The 22,072-nt window shown below is 67.0% G+C and carries 21 protein-coding genes; 8 read left to right on the top strand and 13 right to left on the bottom strand.

What is annotated here, in order from left to right:
- Window positions 1-316: 316 nt before the first annotated feature.
- The 3 genes from ABIC16_RS09015 to ABIC16_RS09005 are packed head-to-tail and all read right to left on the bottom strand — an operon-like array spanning window position 317 to window position 3,223.
- A complete protein-coding gene (locus tag ABIC16_RS09015; RefSeq protein WP_354290818.1) occupies window positions 317-1,513 on the bottom strand; it encodes an exo-beta-N-acetylmuramidase NamZ family protein in 1,197 nt (398 codons plus the stop codon).
- Window positions 1,510-2,049, bottom strand: coding sequence for a DOMON-like domain-containing protein (locus ABIC16_RS09010; RefSeq protein ID WP_354290817.1), 540 nt, complete (start codon window positions 2,047-2,049; stop codon window positions 1,510-1,512). The genes ABIC16_RS09015 and ABIC16_RS09010 overlap by 4 nt, the downstream gene beginning before the upstream one ends.
- A 7-nt stretch (window positions 2,050-2,056) precedes the next feature.
- Window positions 2,057-3,223 carry an isovaleryl-CoA dehydrogenase gene (locus tag ABIC16_RS09005; protein ID WP_354290816.1) on the bottom strand — a complete coding sequence of 389 codons (1,167 nt, stop codon included), beginning with the start codon at window positions 3,221-3,223 and terminating at the stop codon, window positions 2,057-2,059.
- 86 nt (window positions 3,224-3,309) lie between these two features.
- Here ABIC16_RS09005 and ABIC16_RS09000 point away from each other — a divergent pair, with 86 nt between their 5' ends.
- The 5 genes from ABIC16_RS09000 (at window position 3,310) to ABIC16_RS08980 (ending at window position 10,250) form a co-directional block, all read left to right on the top strand.
- A complete protein-coding gene (locus ABIC16_RS09000) occupies window positions 3,310-3,492 on the top strand; it encodes a hypothetical protein (protein WP_277970908.1) in 183 nt (60 codons plus the stop codon).
- Window positions 3,493-3,624: 132 nt separating this feature from the next.
- On the top strand, window positions 3,625-4,827 hold the full coding sequence (locus tag ABIC16_RS08995) for an efflux RND transporter periplasmic adaptor subunit (protein WP_431358428.1): 1,203 nt from the start codon (window positions 3,625-3,627) through the stop codon (window positions 4,825-4,827).
- A 6-nt stretch (window positions 4,828-4,833) separates the two neighbouring features.
- Window positions 4,834-8,049 (top strand): efflux RND transporter permease subunit, encoded by a 3,216-nt coding sequence (locus ABIC16_RS08990; protein WP_354290815.1) that lies wholly within the window; start codon window positions 4,834-4,836, stop codon window positions 8,047-8,049.
- Complete coding sequence (locus ABIC16_RS08985) at window positions 8,046-9,635, top strand: efflux transporter outer membrane subunit (RefSeq protein WP_354290814.1); 1,590 nt, start codon at window positions 8,046-8,048, stop codon at window positions 9,633-9,635. Before ABIC16_RS08990 ends, ABIC16_RS08985 begins: the two co-directional genes overlap by 4 nt.
- Window positions 9,636-9,725: 90 nt before the next feature.
- Window positions 9,726-10,250, top strand: coding sequence for a GNAT family N-acetyltransferase (locus ABIC16_RS08980; protein ID WP_354290813.1), 525 nt, complete (start codon window positions 9,726-9,728; stop codon window positions 10,248-10,250).
- Between the two features lie 31 nt (window positions 10,251-10,281).
- Here the strand turns inward: ABIC16_RS08980 and ABIC16_RS08975 are convergent, their stop codons facing one another.
- From ABIC16_RS08975 to ABIC16_RS08950, 6 genes are all read right to left on the bottom strand, one after another.
- Window positions 10,282-10,617, bottom strand: coding sequence for a phasin family protein (locus tag ABIC16_RS08975; RefSeq protein ID WP_277970883.1), 336 nt, complete (start codon window positions 10,615-10,617; stop codon window positions 10,282-10,284).
- Between the two features lie 136 nt (window positions 10,618-10,753).
- Window positions 10,754-12,169, bottom strand: a complete 1,416-nt coding sequence (locus tag ABIC16_RS08970; RefSeq protein WP_354290812.1) for a hypothetical protein — start codon at window positions 12,167-12,169, stop codon at window positions 10,754-10,756.
- A 1-nt stretch (window position 12,170) separates the two neighbouring features.
- On the bottom strand, window positions 12,171-13,565 hold the full coding sequence (lpdA, locus tag ABIC16_RS08965; protein WP_354290811.1) for a dihydrolipoyl dehydrogenase: 1,395 nt from the start codon (window positions 13,563-13,565) through the stop codon (window positions 12,171-12,173).
- On the bottom strand, window positions 13,558-13,956 hold the full coding sequence (locus ABIC16_RS08960; RefSeq protein ID WP_354290810.1) for an acyl-CoA thioesterase: 399 nt from the start codon (window positions 13,954-13,956) through the stop codon (window positions 13,558-13,560). The genes lpdA and ABIC16_RS08960 overlap by 8 nt, the downstream gene beginning before the upstream one ends.
- On the bottom strand, window positions 13,949-14,170 hold the full coding sequence (locus ABIC16_RS08955) for a hypothetical protein (protein ID WP_354290809.1): 222 nt from the start codon (window positions 14,168-14,170) through the stop codon (window positions 13,949-13,951). The genes ABIC16_RS08960 and ABIC16_RS08955 overlap by 8 nt, the downstream gene beginning before the upstream one ends.
- A 1-nt stretch (window position 14,171) precedes the next feature.
- Window positions 14,172-15,536, bottom strand: a complete 1,365-nt coding sequence (locus tag ABIC16_RS08950) for a pyruvate dehydrogenase complex dihydrolipoamide acetyltransferase (protein ID WP_354290808.1) — start codon at window positions 15,534-15,536, stop codon at window positions 14,172-14,174.
- A 128-nt stretch (window positions 15,537-15,664) separates the two neighbouring features.
- Here ABIC16_RS08950 and ABIC16_RS08945 point away from each other — a divergent pair, with 128 nt between their 5' ends.
- A complete protein-coding gene (locus ABIC16_RS08945; protein ID WP_277970877.1) occupies window positions 15,665-16,120 on the top strand; it encodes a universal stress protein in 456 nt (151 codons plus the stop codon).
- Between the two features lie 111 nt (window positions 16,121-16,231).
- Window positions 16,232-16,915 carry an HAD-IA family hydrolase gene (locus ABIC16_RS08940; protein WP_354290807.1) on the top strand — a complete coding sequence of 228 codons (684 nt, stop codon included), beginning with the start codon at window positions 16,232-16,234 and terminating at the stop codon, window positions 16,913-16,915.
- Here ABIC16_RS08940 and ABIC16_RS08935 read toward each other — a convergent pair.
- Window positions 16,912-18,963 carry a TonB-dependent receptor gene (locus ABIC16_RS08935; protein WP_354290806.1) on the bottom strand — a complete coding sequence of 684 codons (2,052 nt, stop codon included), beginning with the start codon at window positions 18,961-18,963 and terminating at the stop codon, window positions 16,912-16,914. The two genes, ABIC16_RS08940 and ABIC16_RS08935, sit on opposite strands and share 4 nt — an antisense overlap.
- Window positions 18,964-19,046: 83 nt before the next feature.
- Window positions 19,047-19,457, bottom strand: a complete 411-nt coding sequence (locus ABIC16_RS08930; protein ID WP_354290805.1) for a hypothetical protein — start codon at window positions 19,455-19,457, stop codon at window positions 19,047-19,049.
- 135 nt (window positions 19,458-19,592) lie between these two features.
- Here ABIC16_RS08930 and ABIC16_RS08925 point away from each other — a divergent pair, with 135 nt between their 5' ends.
- Window positions 19,593-20,930: a M20/M25/M40 family metallo-hydrolase gene (locus ABIC16_RS08925; protein WP_354290804.1), complete on the top strand. Its 1,338-nt coding sequence runs from the start codon at window positions 19,593-19,595 to the stop codon at window positions 20,928-20,930.
- 79 nt (window positions 20,931-21,009) lie between these two features.
- On the opposite strand, the gene ABIC16_RS08920 is transcribed toward ABIC16_RS08925, so the two are convergent.
- Both ABIC16_RS08920 and msrC read right to left on the bottom strand, forming a co-directional pair.
- Entirely contained in the window at window positions 21,010-21,372 is a 363-nt protein-coding gene (locus ABIC16_RS08920) for a hypothetical protein (protein WP_354290803.1), read from the bottom strand.
- Window positions 21,373-21,468: 96 nt separating this feature from the next.
- On the bottom strand, window positions 21,469-21,954 hold the full coding sequence (gene msrC / locus ABIC16_RS08915) for a free L-methionine (R)-S-oxide reductase MsrC (RefSeq protein WP_354292291.1): 486 nt from the start codon (window positions 21,952-21,954) through the stop codon (window positions 21,469-21,471).
- Between the last annotated feature and the right edge of the window lie 118 nt (window positions 21,955-22,072).

The raw sequence follows: 22,072 nt of genomic DNA, 5'->3' as shown, positions 1-22,072 counted from the left end.
GTCAAGTCGGCAGACAGTGCCTGCAGCTTTGCCAAATACGATTGGACGAGGACCAAACGACGGTCGCGCGCTTCAACGGTAATCGCGCGGGCTGCGGCAAGACGTTCTGCCGTAACACGACGCTGGTAAAAAAGACGGTCCGATTCCACGTGATCCACCCTCCATGGCGATCCGACAACCCCCCAGCCGCCGCGAATCACCTGACAATTACTTGTACGATGATTCTGCTGTGCGCCATCGTCAAACAGGACCGTATCCGTGAATGGTTACTGAATTACGACCAATGGAGTATTACATAGCACATACGGGGAATTGCTTAGTATCGCAGCAATGCTTTGCGCTGTTGCGACCATAGTGTTTCATCGCCTGCGCTCATCGCATCGAGATCGCCCGGCGTCGCTTCTCCGTCGTCGACCCAAGTGCGCAAGCCGGGACCACCGTTGATGACGTCGATCGGCAACTTGCCGAATGCATATTCGTACGGGAAGTCACGCCACAAAGGGTAATCGGGATACAACTGCCGGATCACTTTGAACGCCAGCGCCTGGACTCGCCATGGCTTGAAGGCGTCGTGATTGTAATACGGGCCTTCGGCGTGGATGTGCACCCCGTTGCACAATTGGTGAACGTGCTTGTGGAAGGTCGGTTCGAACCAGATCTCCCGCAAGCGGCACCCCGCGAGCCATTCGGGCGCGAGCCGCTGCATTTCCGCGATCACGGCGGGGGCGGAAATGTCGGGCGCGCCGAACAGTTCGAGCGGGCGCGTCGTCCCGCGTCCCTCCGATAGCGACGTTCCCTCGAGCATGACGGTGCCGGGATAGGCGCGCGCCATCATTACGTTGGGCGCATTGGGGCTCGGGTTGATCCAGGTCCGCTCGGTCGGCCAGCCGAAGCCGGGCGCGGCATCGGGGTGCCAGCCTTCCATTTCGACGACCTGATAGTCGACGTCGAGCTTGAGCAGGTCGACGAACCAGTCGCCGAGTTCGCCCATCGTCAGCCCGTGGCGCATCGGCATCGGCCCTGCCCCGACGAAACTCTCCCACCCCGGCAGCAGGGTGAGCCCCTCGACCGGCCGACCGACCGGATTGGGGCGATCGAGCACCCATACCGCCTTGCGGTGCTCGGCGGCGGCTTCAAGCACGTAGCGCAGCGTCGTGATGAAGGTGTAGATCCGCGTGCCGAGATCCTGCAGGTCGACCAGCATCACGTCGAACAGGTCCATCGACGCAGCGGTCGGCCGCCGGACTTCGCCGTACAGGCTGAAGACGGGCATCCCGTAGGTCGGATCGGTGAAGTCAGGCGACTCCATCATATTGTCCTGCAGGTCACCGCGCACGCCGTGCTGCGGGCCGAACATCGCGGTGACGTTCAACCCGACCGCGACCAGCGCATCGACCGAATGGGTCAGGTCTGCGGTGACCGAGGCGGGATGTGCGAGCAGCGCGATGCGCTTCCCCTCGAGCGGCTTGCGCAAGGCGGGGTCGGCGAGCAGGCGATCGATACCGAAGTTCATGCGCCGGTTGGTGCCGGGAGGGTCGCGATAAAGCAATCCCGGTTGTGGAAATCGGGCGGGCCGGGTGCATGTGCGAGCGCCCAATAGGATTTGGTGCCGTTGGTTTCTTCGATCACGGCGGAGAGGTTTATTTGCAGCGGGCCCGGCGGAAGATCGGACAGGATCTGACTAACCGTGACCAACGCGTCGGCCGCGGATGTCCCGCCAACGACCTGCGGTTCGAACGACAGCGCGAGGTCGCATCCGCCGGTTCGGTAGGAGTCGAACCGATATGCCGCCCATTGCGTCGACGGCGCATAGTTGAACTCGAAATAGGCGTCCGACCCGGCAGGGGCGAGGAACAATTCGCAGCAGGTGGTCTTCCACAGGCCGTCGGCGCGGGTGGCGGGCGTCGGATCGGGGATCCGGACCGCATCCTTGCCCGCGACGGAGAACTCCAGCTGCAGCCCTCCGGCGTCCGCGCGGACGTCGACCGTCACGCCCCGGACCGCCGCGGGCGGCGTGTCCGGGTGCGACACTAGCCCGTACGTCGCCATCAGCGCGTCACTGCGCCTTGGGGGCGTCGTGGCCGATCAGTTCGCGGCCGATCAGCATGCGGCGGATCTCGTTGGTCCCCGCCCCGATGTCGAGCAGCTTGGCGTCGCGATAATAGCGCTCGACCGGCCAGTCCTTGGTGTAGCCTGCGCCACCCAGCGCCTGCACCGCCTCGTTCGCGACGCGCACCGCATTCTCGCTCGCGAGCAGGATCGCGCCCGCCGCATCGAACCGCGTGGTCTTGCCCGCATCGCACGACCGCGCGACCGCATAGACATAGGCCCGCGCCGAGTTGAGCGCGACGTACATGTCGGCGATCTTCCCCTGCATCAGCTGGAACGCGCCGATCGGCTTGCCGAACTGCTGCCGCTCGCGGACATAGGGCACGACCACGTCGAGGCACGCCTGCATGATCCCGAGCTGGATCCCGGCGAGCACGGTGCGCTCATAATCGAGCCCCGACATCAACACGCCCGCGCCGCCGTTGACCGGGCCCATGACGTTCTCTTCGGGCACTTCGCAATCGGTGAAGACGAGCTCGGCGGTCGGCGAGCCGCGCATCCCCATCTTGTCGATCTTCTGCCCGATCGCGAACCCGGGCATGTCCTTCTCGATCAGGAAGGTGGTGATCCCGCGCGATCCCTCGCCGGTCTTGGCATAGACGACCAACGTATCAGCATAGGCCGCGTTGGTGATCCAGAACTTAGTGCCGTTGAGGACATAGCCGCCCTGCACCTTGTCCGCCTTGAGCTTCATGCCGATGACGTCGGACCCTGCCCCCGCCTCGGACATGGCGAGGCTGCCGACATGCTCGCCCGAGATCAGCTTGGGGAGATACTTCGCCTTCTGCTCCGGGTTGCCCCAGCGCGCGATCTGGTTGACGCACAGGTTGGAATGCGCGCCGTAGCTGAGCCCGACCGAGGCGGACGCGCGCGACACTTCCTCGCACGCGACGACATGGTCGAGATAGCCGAGCCCCAGCCCGCCATCCTCTTCCGCCACGGTGATCCCATGCAGCCCGAGTGCGCCCATCTCGGGCCACAGCGCTTGCGGGAACCAGTCCTCCGCATCGACCTTGGCGGCCAGCGGCGCGATCCGGTCGGTGGCGAAGCGTTGCGTGGTGTCGCGAATCATGTCCGCGGTCTCGCCCAGCGCGAAATCCATTTCGGCGATCATATCCGTCTCCTTTTGCGCCCCGCCTAAACGTCCCCCCGGTATCGGGCAATGGTATGTCGCCGCGCGATGCGATACCGCTTGTCGACATGAGTGAAGACCGATTCGAGCGCCATCGCCAGCCCTGGACGACGGATGAAATCCAGAAACTGCACACGCTTGCCAAGAAAGGCATGGCGTTGAAGGCGATTTCCAAGGCGCTCAAGCGCAGCGAGGAATCGACCAAGGATCGGGCAAAGGCGGACGGTCTTACGATCGCAAAATTGCGCTAGCGTTGCCGGACCGTGATAGGTCCGTACCGAGACAGTTGCTCGCCCTCCGGAACAAGCCCTATGTGGCCACGTTTGACGACGATTGCGCAGGGTATCCTCCTGTGGCGCATTCCCTGCGGAGCAGCGGCCCGAATGAAATTGCGGTCTTTTCCGGTGTGCGCGGTCGGCGCACTTGGTATCGTGACGCTGGCCATCGGCGGTTGTGCGCAGAAGACGGAAACGAAGGGCGGACGCGGCGGACCCAAAGGTCCCCCCGAAGTCGGCTATATCGAGATCCAGAAATCGAGCGTGCCGTCGATCACCGAGCTGGCTGGCCGCACCTCTGCCTATCAGATGGCTGAAGTCCGCCCGCAGGTTACCGGGCTGATCACCAAGCGCCTGTTTACCGAAGGGTCGATCGTCCAGAAGGGCCAGGCGCTCTACCAGATCGATCCGCGGCTGTACCGGGCATCGGCGAACCAGGCCGCCGCGAACCTCGCCAGCGCCGCCGCCAATGCGACCGCGACCAAGGCCAAGGCGGAGCGCTACAAGCCGCTCGCCGACATGCAGGCGGTCGCGGCGCAGGATTATACCGACGCGCAGGGGCTCGCGCAGCAGGCCGCCGCCTCGGTCCAGCAGACCCGCGCCGCGCTCGAAACCGCGCGGATCAACCTCAAGTTCACCACGGTGCCCGCGCCGATCACCGGCAAGATCGGGCGTTCGCTCTACACCGAGGGGGCGCTCGTCACCTCCAGCCAGACCGACCCGCTGACCGTGATCCAGCGGCTCGACCCGATCTTCGTCGACATCCAGCAGGCGAGCGCAGACCTGTTGCGGCTGCGGCGCGCGCTGGCGGGCGGCGGCGCTTCCGCGGCGAGCCGCGCCGATGTCCGGCTCAAGCTCGAGGACGGCAGCGACTATGGCATGGTCGGCGACGTCCAATTCTCGGAAGCGATGGTCGATGCGACGACCGGGACCGTCACGCTGCGCGCGCGCTTCCCCAACCCCAACGGGTTGCTGCTGCCGGGCATGTTCGTCCGCGCGAGCTTCGCGCAGGCGATCGACAACAACGCGTTCCTCGTGCCGCAGCAGTCGGTAGCGCGCGATGCCAAGGGCAATGCGACCGTGTTCGTCGTCGGCCCCAACAACAAGGCGGTGCAGAAGACCGTGACGACATCGCGCACGGTCGGGACCAACTGGGTGGTGACGAGCGGGCTCGAGCCCGGCGACAAGATCATCACGCAGGGCGTGGGCAAGGTGAAGGCGAACGAAACCGTCAGACCGGTCCCCGCCAACGCGCCGCAGCAGATTCGCAAGCCGGGCAAAGACGCCACCGCCGACCAGAAAAAGAACTGACGCGCAATGCTCTCGCGGATCTTCATCGACCGGCCGATCTTCGCCTGGGTCATCGCGATCATCATCATGCTCGGCGGCGTGGGCGCGATCTACACGCTTCCGGTCGAACAGTTCCCCGACATCGCGCCACCCCAGGTCAACATCCGCGCGAGCTATCCCGGCGCGAACGCGCAGACGCTGGAGAATTCGGTCGCGCAGGTAATCGAGCAGCAGCTGACCGGCATCGACGGCCTGCTGTACTTCACAACCAGCTCGTCCTCGCGCGGACAGGTGACGATCGCGGCGACCTTCTCCAAGGGCACCGACCCCGACATCGCGCAGGTCCAGGTCCAGAACAAGGTCCAGCAGGCGATCTCGCGCTTGCCGCAACAGGTCCAGCAGCAGGGCCTGACCGTTACCAAGTCGAACCCCGACTTCCTGCTGATCGCCGCGATCTACGACACCAGCGACCGCCAGACAAACCAGGACGTGTCCGACTATCTCGTCTCCAACCTGCAGGACACGATCGGCCGCATCAAGGGCGTCGGCGACATCAACGTCTTCGGCGCGCAATATGCGATGCGGATCTGGCTCGATCCCAACAAGCTCGCCAGCTACAGCCTGATGCCGTCCGACGTGACCGCCGCGATCCAGGCGCAGAACGCCGAAGTCGCCGCGGGTGAGATCGGGGGCACGCCCACCACGCCCGAGCAGGTGCTCGACGCGACCGTGACCTCGCAGGCGCGGCTGTCGACGCCCGAGCAGTTCCGCGCGATCGTGCTCAAGACGCAGACCGACGGGTCGGCGGTGCATCTGTCCGACGTCGGACGGATCGAGCTGGGCGCGGAAAGCTACGCGGTCACCAGCCGCGTCAACGGCCATCCGGGCGCGGGCATCGCGGTCAGCCTCGCGCCAGGTGCCGACGCGCTCGGCACCGCCGAACTCGTCAAGGCGGAGATCGAACGCTCGTCCAAGAGCTTCCCCGACGGCTTCGCCTACAGCTTCCCGCAGGATTCGACTGCGTTCATCAAGCTGTCGGTCGAAGAGGTCGAGAAGACGCTGTTCGAGGCGATCATCCTCGTCGTCATCGTGATGTTCGTGTTCCTGCAGAACTGGCGCGCGACGTTGATCCCGACGATCGCGGTGCCGGTCGTGCTGCTCGGCACGTTCGGGATCTTCGCGCTGGCGGGCTTCTCGATCAACACGCTGACGCTGTTCGGGCTGGTGCTCGCGATCGGCCTGCTGGTCGACGATGCGATCGTCGTGGTGGAGAACGTCGAGCGTCTGCTCGAGGAAAACCCCGAGATGACGCCGCGCGAAGCGACGATCCAGTCGATGAACGAGATTACCGTCGCGCTGATCGCGATCGCGCTGGTGCTGTCGGCGGTGTTCCTGCCGATGGCGTTCTTCGGCGGGTCGACCGGCGTGATCTACCGCCAGTTCTCGATCACGATCGTCTCGGCGATGGTGCTGTCGGTCGTGGTCGCGCTGGTGCTGACGCCCGCGCTGACCGCGACCCTGCTCAAGCGCAAGGACGAAGAGAAGAAGGACAGCTGGTTCGCCCGCAAGAGCCAACGCGCCAAGGACTGGTTCAACAATGGGTTCGACCGCACCGTCGACCGGTACAGCAAGGGCGTGCAGAAGGTCGTCGATCGCAAGTGGATCTTCCTGCTGATCTACGCCGGGCTGATGGCGATCCTGGTGTTACTGTTCGTCCGCTTGCCGACCGGGTTCCTCCCGACCGAGGACCAGGGCATCGCCCAGATCCAGTACAACCTCGCGCCGGGTGCGACACTCAACCAGACGCGGGTCGCGCAGCTTCAGATCGAGAAGTATTTCAGCGAGCAGGAAGGCAAGAATGTCGGCGGCTATCTGACGGTCGCGGGCGGCGGCGGCGGTGGTGGCGGGTCGAACGCGGGTCGCGGCTTCATCGCGCTGAAGGACTGGGCGGACCGCAAGGGCGTCGAGAATGGCGCGGATGCGATCACCAGCCGCGCGACCAAGGCGTTGAGCGGCCTGCGCGACGTCGAATTCTATGCGACCGTTCCGTCGGCGGTGCGGGGCCTCGGGCAGTCGAACGGCTTTACGATGGAATTGCAAAACTCGGGCGGTTTGCCGCGCGAGAAGTTCAAGGCGGCGCGTGATGCGTTGCTGGCGGCGGCGCGCGCGGATTCGACGCTTGCGGCGGTTCGCCCGACCGATCTGGAGGACCAGCCTACACTCAAGGTCGCGCTCGATTCGCAGAAACTGAGCACACTCGGGCTGACGCAGACCAACGTGAACTCCACGCTGTCGACCGCCTGGGGCGGCAGTTACGTCAACGACTTCAACGATCGCGGGCGCGTGAAGCGCGTCTATGTGCAGGGCGATGCGCCGTATCGCTCGTCGCCGGACGATCTGTCGAAATGGTTCGTGCGCGGCAGCACGGGGACGATGGCGCCCTTCTCCGCCTTCTCGTCGATCTCGTGGAGCACGGCGCCGCCGACGCTGGCGCGGTTCTCGGGCGTGTCGTCGTACGAAATCTCGGGCCAGGCCGCGCCCGGGCAGAGCTCGGGCCAGGCAATGGACCGGATGGCCGAACTCGCCGCGAAATATCCGGGGACGAGCGTCGCCTGGGCTGGCCTGTCGTATCAGGAGCGCCTGTCCTCGGGTCAGGCGCCGTTCCTCTACGCCATCTCGCTGCTGGTCGTGTTCCTGTGCCTCGCCGCTTTGTATGAAAGCTGGTCGATCCCGGTCGCGGTGCTGCTGATCATTCCGCTCGGCCTCGTCGGCGCGGTGTTCGCGGTGACGCTGCGTGGGTTGCAGAACGACGTGTATCTGCAGATCGGGCTGCTGACGACCATGGGGCTCGCCGCGAAGAACGCGATCCTGATGATCGAGTTCGCCGAGCAAGCCGAGAAATCGGGCATGCGCGTGATCGAGGCGGCGCTGGAAGCCGCGCGGATCCGACTGCGCCCGATCCTGATGACGAGCTTCGCGTTCATCTTCGGCGTGCTGCCGCTGGCGATCTCGACGGGTGCCGGCGCCAACAGCCGGATCGCGATCGGCACGGCGGTAATCGGCGGGATGGTGACCGCGACGATCCTCGCGATCTTCTACATCCCATTGTTCTTCGTGCTCGTCCGCCGGGGGACGCGCGACGTGCTCAAGCATTTCCACCACGACACGCCCGACGACACCGCGTCGGAGCCCTATGGTCCGCCCGCCCCCAAGGCGTCGGACCGCCCGGAGGCAACGGCATGATCCGGAAAATCCTGCTCGGCGTATCGCTCGTCGCGGTGTCCGCCTGTTCGATGGCGCCGAAATATGTTCAGCCCGCGCTGCCGGTGCCGCCGAGCTGGCCGACCGGGGATGCCTATCTGCGGCAAAGCGAAGCGAGCTTGCCGAGTGTCACCTATCGCGACATCTTCCGCGATCCGCGGTTGCAGGCGATCATCGCGCAGGCGTTGACCAACAATCGCGACTTGCGCGTCGCGGCGGCCAATATCGAAACGGCGCGGGCGCAATATCGCATCCAGCGGGCGGAGCTGTTCCCCGCGATCGGCACCACCGCCAATTTCCAGCGGCGCGACAATGGCTCGGGCGGGGTCATTACCAACACCGGGACGGGCACCGGAAACGGCGGCGGGATCGGGGGCGGTACGACCAACCCCGGAACCGGCACTGGGACCGGCACGGGCGTGGGTAACGACAACACCGGCGCTGGCGGCGTGACGAACATCACCGGCGCGCGGAGCAGCTTCTCGCTCAACGCGGGGATTACCGCGTTCGAAATCGATCTGTTCGGCCGGATCCGCTCGCTCACCACCGCCGCGCAGAACCGCTACTTCGCGACCGAGGCGACCGCACGCGCGACCCGGTTGACGCTGGTGGGCGATATCGCCTCGGCCTGGCTGACCTATGCGTCCGACCAAAGCCTGCTGCGGATCGCCCAGGAGACCGCGTCGAGCGCACAACGCAGCGTCACGCTGACCAAGGCGCGGCTGGACGGCGGGATCGCCCCGCGCACCGATCTCGCACAGGCGCTGATCGTGCTGCAGACCGCGCAGTCCGACCTTGCGACGCAGACGACATTGGTCGCGCAGGACGCCAATGCGCTGCAACTGCTCGTGGGTGCCCCGGTGGACGCAGCGCTGCTCCCCAAATCGATCGAGGAAGTCGCACCGACCGTCGCCGAGTTACCCGCCGGGCTCAACTCGGCAATCCTGTTGCGTCGGCCTGACGTGCTCCAGGCGGAATATGAATTGCGCGCGACCAATGCCGAAATCGGCGCGGCGCGAGCGGCGCTGTTCCCGCGCATCTCGCTAACTGCGCTTGCCGGTCTCGCCAGCACGTCGCTGTCGAGCTTATTCACGGGGGGCGCGTTCAACTATTCGGTGTCGCCGAGTGCGACCTATTCGATCTTCCAGGCGGGCGCGGCGCGCGCTGGCGTCGCGCAGACGCGTGCCCAACGCGATGCCGCGCTGGCGACGTATGAGAAGGCGATCCAGACCGCGTTCAGCGAGGTCGCCGATGCGCTGGCGCGGCGCGGGACGATCGATCGTCAGCTTGCCGCGCAGGTCGCGTTGTCGGCGGCGGCGGGGGACAATTACCGGCTGTCGGACGCGCGCTATCGCGGCGGGATCGACACGTTCCTGCAAAGCCTCGATGCGCAGCGGTCGCTCTACTCTGCGCAGCGGACGCTGGTCACGACGCGGCTGACCGGGGCGACCAATCTCGTGACGCTGTACCGCGTACTGGGCGGGGATTCGCTGCTCGACCCGACGGTGGACGGGCCACGTCCCGTTCCCGTACAGGCGACGGACGGAGCTTCGCCACGGAACGGGTGACTTTGCGGAGTCTTTCTGCAAGGGTTCCGGCGGGGCGATGGTGACCGGGCGGTACTGGCCATCCGGTGGATCGGCTGGGATACGATCGACATGAGCCACCGCATCCGGCGTTTTACCGCTGCCGATCAGCCTGCGATGATCGCCTTCGCGCAGCAATTGCCGGAGCACGACCTGCTTTTCCTGGGACGCGATCTGCGCCATCCCCGAGTCGTTGCCGCATGGGTCGATGCGATGGACGAGGGCTATATCGACGGTCTGGTCGCGGAAGAGAGCGGCCAATTGGTCGGCACCGCGGCGCTGGTCTGCGACCCGCTCGGCTGGAGCGGACACGTCGGGGAAGTCCGCTTGCTCGTCACGCCGCCGCGCCGCGGGGTCGGGGTCGGGCGGGATCTCCTCGAAGGGATTTACGTGATCGCGCAGGAGCGCGGGCTGACCAAACTCATCGCGAACCTCACGCCCGACCAGATCGGATCGGTCATGCTGTTCGAAAGCCTGGGGTTCCGCGCCGAGGCGCTGCTGCGCGACCATGTGCGGGATCGCGAGGGCGTGTACCACGACCTCGCGATCATGAGCGCGGACATCGGGCGGGAGACGGCCGCGGCAGCGGGCGCCTAGCCTCTAGTCGGCGGCGCCCGCCCGGAAGGGGTCAGCCCTTCTCGCCGCGTACCATGCCGACGGTGTCGCGCCCGAATTTCAGAATCAACTCGCCGATCTCGCGTGCCTGGGTCATGTTCCGCGCGCTTTGCTCGCGGATGAAATCGCCCTGGATCTTCATCACCTCGGAAAGATCGGTCGCCGACGCTGCGGCGCGCATCGCGTTGAACGCTTCGCGCGTGTTGGTCTCGGCCTGATCGAGCATCTTGAGGCTGACGGTCGACCCGTTCTCGGCCATCTTGCCGCCCGCGTCGCGCAACGCTTCGCCGGCCTTGCGGGCGGGGTCGACGATCTTTTCCTTGAACGCGTCCTGCATATGGTCGGTCATGCCTTGGCTCCTTCTGCTTGGATGCCGCTCTCCGAACGGCCGGTCCCGACGGTACGTGCCGGTATTGCGTGCGGGTGCCGACAGACGCGCCGCCGATCACCCATAAATGTAACGCACCAAACGGCTTTTCGAACCGTCACAGCAATTGCGCCGCGTAGGTCGCCGGTGCCTGTGGCAGCACGATCCTGGCGATCGTCCCGCTTACCGTGATCAGCAGCAACGCCGCGCCACCGGCCAGCCATTCGCGCCGAGTCGGCCGCCGCTCCGCTATCAGCAGAACGAGCGCGACCGACGTCGCCACCATCGACCACAGATGATAGCGCAGATCGGACGCGATGCTGAGGACGAGGAAGCTGGTTTCGAGCAGGATTGCCGACACGAGCAGCGCGAGCGCGATCTCACGAAGCGCCCCCGCCGGTCGACGCACCGCCACGACGAACCCCACCAGCGCCAACACATAGAACGCAATCGGCCAGCCGAGCGGCGTGTCGACCGTAACGCGCTCGACGTTCAGCCACAGCCGAACCGTCGGCGCGGGGCTGGCCAGTCCCAGCGTGTTGGCCTCGCTGACCACCGGCGGAAGCGCGCCCGGTGCCCCTGCCCCGACCAGCCAGCGCTCGGTCGAATTCCAATGCGCCATCCGATGCGCGAGATAGGTGCCGGGCGCGCGGACGATCGCGGCAGCGAGCAGGCCGTACAACGTTCCGGGCGGATAGGCGTGCAGCGCATCGACCAGCCCGCCACAGCGCGTCGCCTCGCCGAGCGGGTCCCAGAAATACGGTTTGACGCAGTGGCGTGCCGCGATCTCGCGGACGCTCGCAGCCGACAGGCCGGTCGGCGTCCCCGGCGCCCCGACGGCGATCGCTGACAGATCGTAGATCGCCTCGGTCCGCTCGACCCCGCTGCTGGCCGCACCGAACAAGCCGTGGTTGATCGGCGACGACACCGCGAGCACGGCGCCGACCCCGACGAGCGCCAGCGCGCCGCGTCCCCACCAGTTGCGCGGACCGACGAGCATCACCGCGAGCGCGACGGTCGCGAACACCGCATTGGCGCGCACCAGCGTCGCATAGCCCAGCAGGACGCTCACCAGCAGCCATGCCCAGGCCGGAACCGGCACCGCGCGCAACCGCCACCAGGCGACCAGCCCGACCGCCGCCAGCATCGCGCCCAGCATCTGCGCGTCCTTGAGCACGGTGCCCTGCCAGCCGAGGAACAGCGGCGTCAGCCCGATCGCGAGCACCGCCACGCCCGACCGCGCCTTGCCGGTCCGGGCGAGCGCGGTGGCGACCAAGCCGAGCCCAGTCCAGTACAGCGTCATTTGCAGGACGAGCATGGGCGCGGCTTCGCCACCGACGGCGCCGTGCAGCACGGTCCAGAGCCGCGCCATGATCGGGGGATGCCAGTCGTCGAAGCGACCGGACACCACCTGACCGAATTGCGCGATCGTGTCGTACATCGCGACGCCCGGCCAGAACAGGCCGAGCGCTACGACGCAGAGCGCCAGCGCCACCCCGGCCAGGATTGCGGGGTTGCGCTGGTCAACGGTCATATCAGAAGTGGATCGCTCGGCCGTACGCGCCGAGGACGCTCTCGTGCATCATCTCGCTGAGGGTCGGATGCGCGAACACCGTCTCCATCAGCTCTGCCTCGGTCGTCTCGAGCTGCCGCGCGACGACATAGCCCTGGATCAGCTCGGTGACTTCCGCGCCGACCATGTGCGCGCCGAGCAACTCGCCGGTCTTGGCGTCGAACACGGTCTTCACGAAGCCTTCCGCCTCGCCGAGCGCGATCGCCTTGCCGTTGCCGATGAACGGGAATTTGCCGACCTTGAGCTCGTATCCGGCCTCCTTGGCCTTCGCCTCGGTGAAGCCGACGCTCGCGACCTGCGGGCGCGAATAGGTGCAGCCCGGGATGTTCCACTTCTCGAACGGATGCGGCTTCAGCCCGGCGATCGCCTCGACGCAGACAATGCCCTCGTGGCTCGCCTTGTGCGCGAGCCACGGTGCGCCGGTCACGTCGCCGATCGCGTAGATCCCCTCGACGTTGGTGCGCGCATAGCCATCGACCTTGATGTGCCCGCGCTCGGTCTCGATCCCGAGCGTGTCGATCCCGATGTTCTCGGTGTTGGGGACGATCCCGATCGCGACGATGACATGGCTATACTCTTCCGAGGTAACCTTCCCGTCCTTGCCCTTGATCTTGGCGGTGACACCCTTGGCCGAGGTCTCGATGCCTTCGAGCCCGGTCCCGACGAGCAGCTTGATCCCCTGCTTGGTCAGTGCCTTGTCCATGAACGCGGAGACTTCCTCGTCCTCTACCGGCAGGATCCGCGGGAGCATCTCCACGATCGTAACGTCCGCGCCCATGTCGTTGTAGAAGCTCGCGAATTCCACGCCGATCGCGCCCGATCCGATGACCAGCAGCTTGGTCGGCATTTCGGGCGGGACCATCGCGTGCCGGTACGTCCAGATCCGCTCGCCGTCCGCCTTGGCGAACGGCAGGTCGCGCGCACGCGCGCCGGTCGCGACGATGATGTGCTTGGCTTCGAGCTCGGTGGTCTTGTCGCCCTGCTTGACCGTAAGCTTGCCCTTCCCCGTCAGCGCGCCGACGCCTTCGAACACCTGGATCTTGTTCTTCTTCATCAGGCCTTTGACGCCAGCGTTGAGCTGGCCCGCGACCTTGCGGCTGCGCTCGACCACCTTGTTGAGGTCGAAGCTGACGTTGTCCGCACTGAGGCCGTAGCTCTCGGCATTCTGCATGTAGTGATAGATTTCGGACGTGCGCAGCAGCGCCTTGGTCGGGATGCAGCCCCAGTTGAGGCAAATGCCGCCCAGGCGCTCGCGCTCGATGATCGCGGTCTTGAGACCGAGCTGCGAAGCGCGGATCGCGGCGACATAGCCGCCGGGGCCGGAGCCGAGGATGACGAGGTCGAACGTATCAGCCAAGGGAGGATCCTTCTTCTTGCAACGGGCTTGGACGGTCGTCCGCCCCCATCGAAACCAGGGTAAAGCGCCCGCTTGCCGCGCGGGCAGTGTGTTCGCCGTGCCGATCGCGCCGCCAGACGGTGACCGCGACGGTCATCGAGGTGCGGCCGGTGGCGGTGATCTCGGCGTGGAAGCTGACTTCGTCGCCGATCTCCACCGGCGCGGTGAAGCTGAAGCCGTCCGCCGCGACGACGGGGGCCCGCCCGCCGCAATGACGCGACGCGACCGACCCCGCGGCCAGCGCCATTTGCCCCATCAACCAGCCGACGAAGATCTTGCCGTACGGGTTGGCGTCGCACGCCATCGCGGTCGCGCGGATCGCGGGGGCGGCGCTGGGCGGCGCTTCAGACATTGGGGGGATCGCTCCGCCCCGCGCGGTCCCGCGCGAGCGCCAGCCGGAGCGGCCCGATGCCCATCAACACCAGCACGAACATCGAGACATACGCCACACCCCAGATCGAATCCCGCGCCGACGGAACCGACCAGGTCGCGAGCGATGCGAACACCGCCGCGCCGATCAGCCCCGCGACGATCCACAGGACCTCGATCAGGGTGCGCCACAGCATCTCAGGCGAGCATGCCGAGCGGCGATTCGACCAGCGCCTTGAACGCCTGCATCAACTGCGCGCCGTCCGCACCGTCGATCGCGCGGTGGTCGAAGCTGCCGGTCGCAGACATCACGGTTGCCACACCGAGCTGGTCGTCGACGATGTACGGACGCTTCTCGCCCGCGCCGATCGCCATGATCATGCCCTGCGGCGGGTTGATCACCGCCTCGAACTGCTTGATCCCGTACATGCCCATGTTGCTGAGCGATGCCGTACCGCCCTGATATTCCTCAGGCTTCAGCTTGTTGTCGCGGGCCCGCGCCGCAAGGTCCTTCATCTGCGTCGAGATCGCGGCGACGCCCTTGGTGTCGGCATGCGAGACGATCGGCGTGATCAGCCCCGACGGGGTCGACACCGCGACCGAGATGTCCGCGCGCTCGAAGCTGATCAGCTGGTCGGGCGTGAACATGACGTTGCACTTGGGCACCTGCATCAGGCTGGCGGCGAGCGCCTTGATCAGCAGATCGTTGACCGACAGCTTCACGCCACGGCTTTCGAGGCCCTTGTTCATGTCGCTGCGCAGCTTGAGCAGCGCGTCGAGCCGGATGTCGACCGTCAGGTAGATATGCGGAACCGTCTGCTTCGATTCGGTCAAGCGACGCGCGATCGTCTTGCGGACGTTGCTGAGCTTCTCGGCGGTGTGCGGAATGTCCGGGATCGCGGCAGGCTTGGCGGCGGGCGCAGGCGCAGCACTCGGCGTGGGCGTAGCGGCGGCGTCGCTCGACGCAGGCGCAGCGGCCTTGGTCGCGCCGGCCTTGGCGTTGTCCAGATCCGCCCGGACGATCCGACCGTTCGGGCCGGAACCCTGCAACGCCGCGAGATCGATGCTCTTCTCGGCGGCAATGCGGCGCGCGAGCGGGCTCGCCTTGACGCGCTCGCCATCCTGGCGCGGTGCGGGCGTCGGCGCAGGCGCAGCCGACTTGGGCGCAGCGCCGCCTTCCGGATTGCCGTGATCCTCGGCCTGCTCGGGCGTGCGCGCGACGGGCTTGGCTTCGCTGCCGGTCTTGTTGGGGTCTTCCGCCGACGGTTTGGGCTCGGATTCCTTCGCGGCGGGCGCCGGCGTGGTGTCGCCCGCGCTCTCGCCGTCCTCGAGCAACGTCGCGATGACCGTGCCGACCTTCACGTTGTCGGTCCCCTCGGCAACGAGGATCTTGCCGATCGTGCCTTCGTCGACCGCTTCGAATTCCATCGTCGCCTTGTCGGTCTCGATTTCGGCCATCAGGTCACCGGATTTGACGACGTCGCCTTCCTTGACCAGCCACTTGGCCAGCGTACCCTCCTCCATCGTCGGGGAAAGCGCAGGCATTTTGATCTCGACCGGCATCGACACGTCCTTGTTTTGACCGAATCCTATGGCCGCTGTCCTTCGCGCCCGATCAAGGTGCGGTCAAGACCGACGCTTGCGTCAAGCGGCCGTTAACCCCACTTAACCATAGGGGAGAGTTCACACAAATGCGCATATATCTGGTCGTGATCGACGAAACGCCCGAAAGCAGCATCGCGCTGCGCTTCGCCGCACGCCGCGCGGTCAAGACGGGGGGCGGCGTCGAGATCCTCGCGCTGGTGCCGCCGACCGAATTCACGCCGTTCGGCGGCGTGCAGGCGACGATTGAAGACGAAGCGCGCGACCATGCCGAAGCGCTGGTGACCGGGGCGGCGGGAACGCTGATCCAGGAATCGGGGCTCCGCCCGTCGATCACGGTGCGCCAGGGCGAAGGCCCCAAGGTGATCCGCGAAATGATCGGCGCCAATCCGGACATCGCCGCGCTGGTGCTGGCGACGGCAGCGTCGGGCGCGCCCGGGCCGCTGGTCGCGCATTTCGCGGGACAGGATGCGGGCGGTCTGCCGATCCCGCTGATGATCGTGCCGGGCTCGCTCGACCGCGAAGCGATCGACCGGTTGAGCTGAGCTGCACGGCGGAAACCGCTGCGGAAAAAGGGTCTTTGTAAAGTTTCGTGAAACTGCGGTCGCCAGCGCGCGCTCTTGAATTCCGTCGGAAATTCCACGAACGCACGCGCTATGCAGTATCCCCCCTCGGCATCGCCGGTGCCCCACCCGGATCGCGGCTTCCAGGCCTGTCTGTTCGACATGGACGGCACGCTCCTGACCTCGATCGAGTCCGCGGAACGCGTCTGGTCGCGCTGGCTGCGCGGGCACGGGCTCGATCCGGTGAAGATCCTTCCGACGATCCACGGGGTGCAGACGATCGAGACGATCAAGCGGCTCGCCATTCCGGGGATCGACCCGGTCGAAGAAGCCGCGTGGATCGCGCGCAAGGAGATGGTGGACCTGGAAGGCGTCCGCGCGATCGATGGCGCGCGCGATTTCGTCGCGAGACTCCCCCACGACGGCTGGGCGATCGTGACCTCGGCCACGCGCGCACTCGCCGAGGCGCGGCTCGCGGCGGCCGGGCTGGTCGCGCCCGGCCTGTTCATCACCGCCGAGGACATCGCCGCCGGCAAGCCCGCCCCCGATTGCTACATCGAAGCCGCCAGCCGCCTCGGCAAGGACGTGACGCAATGCCTCGTGTTCGAGGACGCGCCCGCCGGGATCCAGGCGGGCCGCGCCGCGGGCGCGCCCGTCGTGGTGATCACGGTGACGCACCAGCACCCGCTAGACACCGAATATCCGCACATCCGCGATTATCGCGGTCTCACCACGCGCCACGCGGACGGGCTGATCCGGCTCGCCGCGATCGGCTAGAGCGCGCCCAGCTTGATCCTTACCCCCGTGACCGCGGTGAACGGCTTGCCGTAGAGCGCGGCGGTAAACCCGTCGTTGGTCCCGATGTAGCGGCGGTCGAAAAGGTTTTCGATCTGACCGAACAGTTCGACGTCGCGCCGGACGGGAATGCTCGCCCCGAGGTCGGCGATGACATGCGCGTCGGTCCGATACAGCGCATCCGGGTCGCCGTTGGTCCGCGCCAGATACCGAACGCGCGGCGACAGCGTGATCCCATAGGGTCCGCGCCAGTCGACGGCGGCGCTCGCGCGGTGCTTCGGGATCCCCGGCTGCTGGACGCCGATGCTCGCGGAGTCCTCCGGGTTCCGCGTGACGACTGAATCCGCATAGGTGTAGGCGATCGTCGCGGTCAGCGTCGGCCGCGGTTTCCACGTCAGTTCGGCCTCCACCCCACGGGTGCGCGCGCGCCCGGCGTTGATGAGCCGCGCGCCGATGTCGAACCCTGTCGGCAAGGTTGCGGGGTCGAGATAGCGATAGGTCAGGAAATCGGCGATCCGACTGGCGTAGGCCGTCGCCTGGAACCGGACCGCCCCACGATCCACGTCGAACCCCGCCTCCACGCCCTCGAGCGTCTCGGGCTTCAGCGCGGCATTGCCGTACAGGATATAGCCGGGCACGGAGGCACCGCGGTACAGATTGTCGAGCGTCGGCGCACGGAACGCGCGGTAGAGCGCGCCGCGCAAGGCGACGCCCTCGGGAAGCTGATAGCGGATCGACAATCGCGGATCGACATCGCTGTCGTGGCGGCGCGCCACCTTGCCCAGCCCGCCCGGCGTATCGTCCACGCCGTCATAGCTGTAGAAATCCTGGTAGCGGACGCTGAGCAAGACTTGCAGGCGGTCGAGCGGCCGCAGATCGGCTTGCGCGAAGCCACCGAGGAAGCGCTGGTTGCCGGACCCGGTATCGAGCCGCACGCGCGCGCCGGTCTCGTCGAAAATGGTCGCGCGGTCGCTTCCGCGCACGCCGTGATAGTCAGCGCCGACCGACACAGCGCGCAGCGGGCCGGAGAAGGTCTTCGCCCAGATCAGCGACACGCCCGTGTCGTGCGCGCGGGTGCGGTGGCTGTTCTGGACGAACTCGACGTCGTTGGGGTTCGCGCCTTCCGGCGCACCCGGATTGTTGGTGAGGAACCGCTCGTCATTGTGGAACGCGGTCAGATCGACCGACTCGCCGTCGCGAGGCTTCCAGGTCAGCGTGCCGGTGTAGCGCCAGGTCCGCTGATCGTTGGTGTTGCGCCGGGTCAGGAAGGTCTGGTCGTTGTCGTAATAGCTTGCCCGTGCGCGTGCGGAGAGGGTGGGCGTCAGCGCCGCATTTCCCGAAAGCGCGACCGAGCGCGCGGTGAAGGACGTCGGCACCGTCGCCGCGCCGCGCGCGCTTTCGACTTGCTGGACATAGCCGTCGCTGTGGTTGATCCCGGCGTCGATACCGACTCCGTATCCGTTTCCGGCAAGCGCGGCATGCCCATCGGCACGGTAGCTACCGCGACTGCCGCCCGCCGCTTCGGCGACCACGCCGGTCTGGTCGATCGGGCGAGTCAGGATGTTGATGACGCCCCCCATCGCGTAATTCCCCCACAGCGGCGCGCCACCCCCGCGGACGACCTCGACCCGATCGATCGTCTGCAGCGGCACCTCGCTCCACTGGACATAGCCGAAGAACGGGTCGTTGATCGGCACGCCGTCCAGCAGGACGAGCGCACGGATCCCGCTCAACCCCCGCATCGAGACGATCGTGTTGGTCGGATGCTGTTCGTTGGTGCTGGCGATCGGCAGGTCGACCGAGGGCACGCGTCGCAACACGTCGTCGATCGTGCGCGCGGGCGTGCCGGCGATCTGTTCGGCGGTAATGACGCTGACACTGGACGGCACGTCCGCGAGCGCGCGCGCGGAGCGCGTGGCGGTGACGACGATGTCGTTCGAGGGAGACGCGGCGGCATCCTCGGCGGATGCGGGAGCGGCCAGCACGAGGCACGACAGCGCGCCCCCTGCCAGCAGGTAGGGTCTGGACATGGCAATACCTTTGACCGGTTCGACGTCTGCAACGCCGACCGTAGTTCACGAACGCGACGGTCGGGCCGACGCGGGGAGACGGATCAAAGGCGGCGCGGCGGTCCGCGCAGCGGCGGTCGCAAATGCGTGGGAGCGAACGGGGCGGGCAGCAATACCCCGCCCAGCCCGATCGCGATCACGAAGGCGATGAGGGCGGCCACCTGGATCGGGTCGATCGCCCCCGTCATCGCCGCCGACAGTCCCGCGAAGGCGCAGGGCATTTCCGCCTTGCCATGGTCGCTGGACTTGCCCTGGCCCGTCGCGTCGTGCTGCATGCCGGGCATCGCCATCGCCGTGGCAGGCGGCACGACCCCCGGGCAGACGGTGATCGCGATGTGGCCGTGGTCGACCCCGATCATATAACCGGTCGGGACGAGCACCTTGAGCAGCAGCGTGGCGGTGCAGAGCAGGACGACCAGCACGCGTTGCGCGAAAAGGTGTCGAATGGCCTGCACCGCCGCGGCTTATCGCCTCCCACCGATCCTGTCACTCGGACCTTCGTCCTAATCCGGTCGCCCCCGCCGTCGTCAGCCGACCCCAGCGGTCCGACACCCCTTGAAGCCACGCCGCTTCCCCGCCACGATGAGCCGATGCGTATCTTCCCCCTTCCGCTCGCGGCCCTCGCGATCCTCGCCACCCCAGCCCTCGCCCAGACCACGCCGCCGCAAGCCCCTCACCCTGCCCGCCTGCCCGACCCTGCCCGCCTGAAGGCCACCGTCGAAAAGCTCGTCAGCTTCGGCACGCGCCACACGCTGTCCTCCGCCGACGACCCCGTCCGTGGGATCGGCGCGGCGCGGAAATGGGCGGGCGGCGAGCTGACCCGCATCGCGGACGGCTGCGACGGCTGCATCACGGTCGCCAACATCGCGCAGACCGTCACCAACGCGCGCGCGCCGAACGGCGTCAACATTGTCGACGTACTCGGCTTCCAGCAGGGGCTAGACCCCAAGCGCGTCGTCATCGTCGGCGCGCATATCGACAGCCGCGTCACCGACGTGATGGATATCACCAAGGATGCGCCCGGCGCGAACGACGATGCATCGGGCGTAGCGCTGGTGCTCGAGGCGGCGCGACTGCTGTCGAAGGAGAAGTTCCGCGCGACGATCGTCTATGCGGTGTTCTCGGGCGAGGAGCAGGGACTGCTCGGCGCGACGCTGCTCGCCGACACCGCCAAGCAGCGCGGCTGGACGGTTTCGGCGATGCTTAACAACGACATCGTCGGCAACACCGTCGGCCAGAACGGGGTGCGCGTCGCCGATCGGGTGCGCGTGTTCTCGGAAGGGATTCGCGCGTCGGAGGACCTCCCCGCGCAGATCGCGCGGCGCGGCAGTGGCGGTGAGGACGACGGCCCCTCGCGCAGCTTGGCAAAGGCGATCGACGGCGTCGCTCAAGGCATCCCCGGCGGGCTCGACGTGATGCTCGACCGCCGCCCGGATCGGTTCGGGCGCGGCGGCGACCATGAGCCGTTCCTCAAGCTCGGCTATCCCGCGGTGCGCTTCTCGGTCGCCGCGGAGAATTACACGCAGCAGCACCAGGACCTGCGCACCGAAAATGGTGTCGTCTACGGCGACACCGTCGACAAGATGGACTTCCCCTATCTCGCGAAGGTCACCGCGATCAACGTCGCGACGATCCGCCGGATCGCCGCCGCCCCCGCCGCGCCGACCGGCGTGACGATCGCGGGCGCGCTCGCGACCGACACGACGGTCAAGTGGGAGCCGGTCGCAGGCGCGGTGCGTTACCGCGTCCATTACCGCCGCAACGATGTGCAGGACTGGCAGAAGGTCGTGGAGGTCGCCGCGCCCGCCGTCACCTCGGTGCTCAAGGACGTGATCGTCGACGACACGTTCGTCGGCGTCGGCGCGGTCGGTGCGGATGGGGCGGAAAGCCTGATCACGTTCGCCAGACCGGAGCCGCGCAAGCGCTGAGGTTGGGGATCCCCTCCCCGACGACGGTCGGGGAGGCGCAAAGGGTAGACTCAGGCGTCCTGCGCTCGAAGGGCGATCGTTACCGTCGTCGTGCGCGTTTGCGGTGGCGCGGTGGGGCGACCGCTTCCGGATATCCATAAGACGCGCCACTCCGCACCGTCACGACGCTGCTGCCCCCGGCTTCATAGCGTTGCCCAGCCCCGCCCAGATACGCGCCGTTGGTCGCGTAGCTCGTCACGCCGCCGCGCGACACGACCTGGGGCAGCTCGACCACAGGCGGTACGTCCAGATAGCCATAGTCGCCGGTCCGGTCGGCCCGGTCGTTCGCCTCTCGCACGATCGCGCCTGCATCGACGTAGACGAGCGGCGCCGCATCCTGGGGTGGCGCGGGGGCGCGGGTCCGTTGCGCATGCCCCGCGGTCCCGACGAATACCGCCGCCATCGTCGCTATAAAAACGCCAAACCGAACCATCACACTACTCCCAGCAGTACCGAGCCTGCCGCAGCGGGATGAAGGTTCGGTAAACCCCAGCGCCGGTCAGCCAGCGATCCGCGGCGCGAGCAACGCCATCAGCGCCTCGCATCCGGCGGCATCCTGCGCGTCGAACCGCGCCGCGCTCGGGCTGTCGAGATCGAGCACGCCGATCAACCGGCTCTCATGGACGATCGGCACGACCAGTTCGGAACGGCTCGCGGCATCGCATGCGATATGCCCCGGGAACGCGTGAACGTCCTCGACCAGCTGCGTCTCCAGCGTCTTCGCCGCCGCGCCGCAGACCCCGTCACCGACAGCGATCCGGATGCAGGCTGGCTTGCCGAGGAACGGCCCGACGACCAGCTCGCCCGCGACCATCCGGTAAAAGCCCGACCAGTTGAGATCAGGCAGATATTGCGCAATCAGCGCCGCCGCATTCGCCATATTGGCGATCGCATCGTGCTCGCCCTCGGTCAGCGCGTCGAGCGCGGCGTGCAGGTCGCGATACAGTTCGGCCTTGGAGTCCGCGGACACCGTGAATTCGTACATCGTCATCTCCGTCGCGCGAACGCCCTGCGCGCCCCCGCTCTTGGCAAAGCTGGCCGGTCGGAACAACCCGCCCGTCCGCGCGTGACAGCCAATCGACCCGGGCGCGCTCTTGGATTAG

Origin of the sequence: Sphingomonas sp. PvP055, from assembly GCF_040546365.1 — a bacterium.
Taxonomy (GTDB): Bacteria; Pseudomonadota; Alphaproteobacteria; order Sphingomonadales; family Sphingomonadaceae; genus Sphingomonas; species Sphingomonas echinoides_A.
The sequence above is the reverse complement of the archived record's forward strand: the minus strand, read 5'-3'. Positions and strand labels throughout refer to the sequence as shown.

Coding starts and splice junctions, on each gene's coding strand:
- ABIC16_RS08975 (WP_277970883.1), bottom strand. CDS start 10,617: ATGACCGACCATATGCAGGACGCGTTCAAGGAAAAGATCGTCGACCCC.
- ABIC16_RS09010 (WP_354290817.1), bottom strand. CDS start 2,049: ATGGCGACGTACGGGCTAGTGTCGCACCCGGACACGCCGCCCGCGGCG.
- ABIC16_RS08925 (WP_354290804.1), top strand. CDS start 19,593: ATGCGTATCTTCCCCCTTCCGCTCGCGGCCCTCGCGATCCTCGCCACC.
- ABIC16_RS08955 (WP_354290809.1), bottom strand. CDS start 14,170: ATGCTGTGGCGCACCCTGATCGAGGTCCTGTGGATCGTCGCGGGGCTG.
- ABIC16_RS09015 (WP_354290818.1), bottom strand. CDS start 1,513: ATGAACTTCGGTATCGATCGCCTGCTCGCCGACCCCGCCTTGCGCAAG.
- ABIC16_RS08945 (WP_277970877.1), top strand. CDS start 15,665: ATGCGCATATATCTGGTCGTGATCGACGAAACGCCCGAAAGCAGCATC.
- ABIC16_RS08980 (WP_354290813.1), top strand. CDS start 9,726: ATGAGCCACCGCATCCGGCGTTTTACCGCTGCCGATCAGCCTGCGATG.
- ABIC16_RS09005 (WP_354290816.1), bottom strand. CDS start 3,223: ATGATCGCCGAAATGGATTTCGCGCTGGGCGAGACCGCGGACATGATT.
- ABIC16_RS08995 (WP_431358428.1), top strand. CDS start 3,625: ATGAAATTGCGGTCTTTTCCGGTGTGCGCGGTCGGCGCACTTGGTATC.
- msrC (WP_354292291.1), bottom strand. CDS start 21,954: ATGTACGAATTCACGGTGTCCGCGGACTCCAAGGCCGAACTGTATCGC.
- ABIC16_RS09000 (WP_277970908.1), top strand. CDS start 3,310: ATGAGTGAAGACCGATTCGAGCGCCATCGCCAGCCCTGGACGACGGAT.
- ABIC16_RS08950 (WP_354290808.1), bottom strand. CDS start 15,536: ATGCCGGTCGAGATCAAAATGCCTGCGCTTTCCCCGACGATGGAGGAG.
- ABIC16_RS08940 (WP_354290807.1), top strand. CDS start 16,232: ATGCAGTATCCCCCCTCGGCATCGCCGGTGCCCCACCCGGATCGCGGC.
- ABIC16_RS08970 (WP_354290812.1), bottom strand. CDS start 12,169: ATGACCGTTGACCAGCGCAACCCCGCAATCCTGGCCGGGGTGGCGCTG.
- ABIC16_RS08990 (WP_354290815.1), top strand. CDS start 4,834: ATGCTCTCGCGGATCTTCATCGACCGGCCGATCTTCGCCTGGGTCATC.
- ABIC16_RS08960 (WP_354290810.1), bottom strand. CDS start 13,956: ATGTCTGAAGCGCCGCCCAGCGCCGCCCCCGCGATCCGCGCGACCGCG.
- ABIC16_RS08920 (WP_354290803.1), bottom strand. CDS start 21,372: ATGGCGGCGGTATTCGTCGGGACCGCGGGGCATGCGCAACGGACCCGC.
- ABIC16_RS08935 (WP_354290806.1), bottom strand. CDS start 18,963: ATGTCCAGACCCTACCTGCTGGCAGGGGGCGCGCTGTCGTGCCTCGTG.
- ABIC16_RS08985 (WP_354290814.1), top strand. CDS start 8,046: ATGATCCGGAAAATCCTGCTCGGCGTATCGCTCGTCGCGGTGTCCGCC.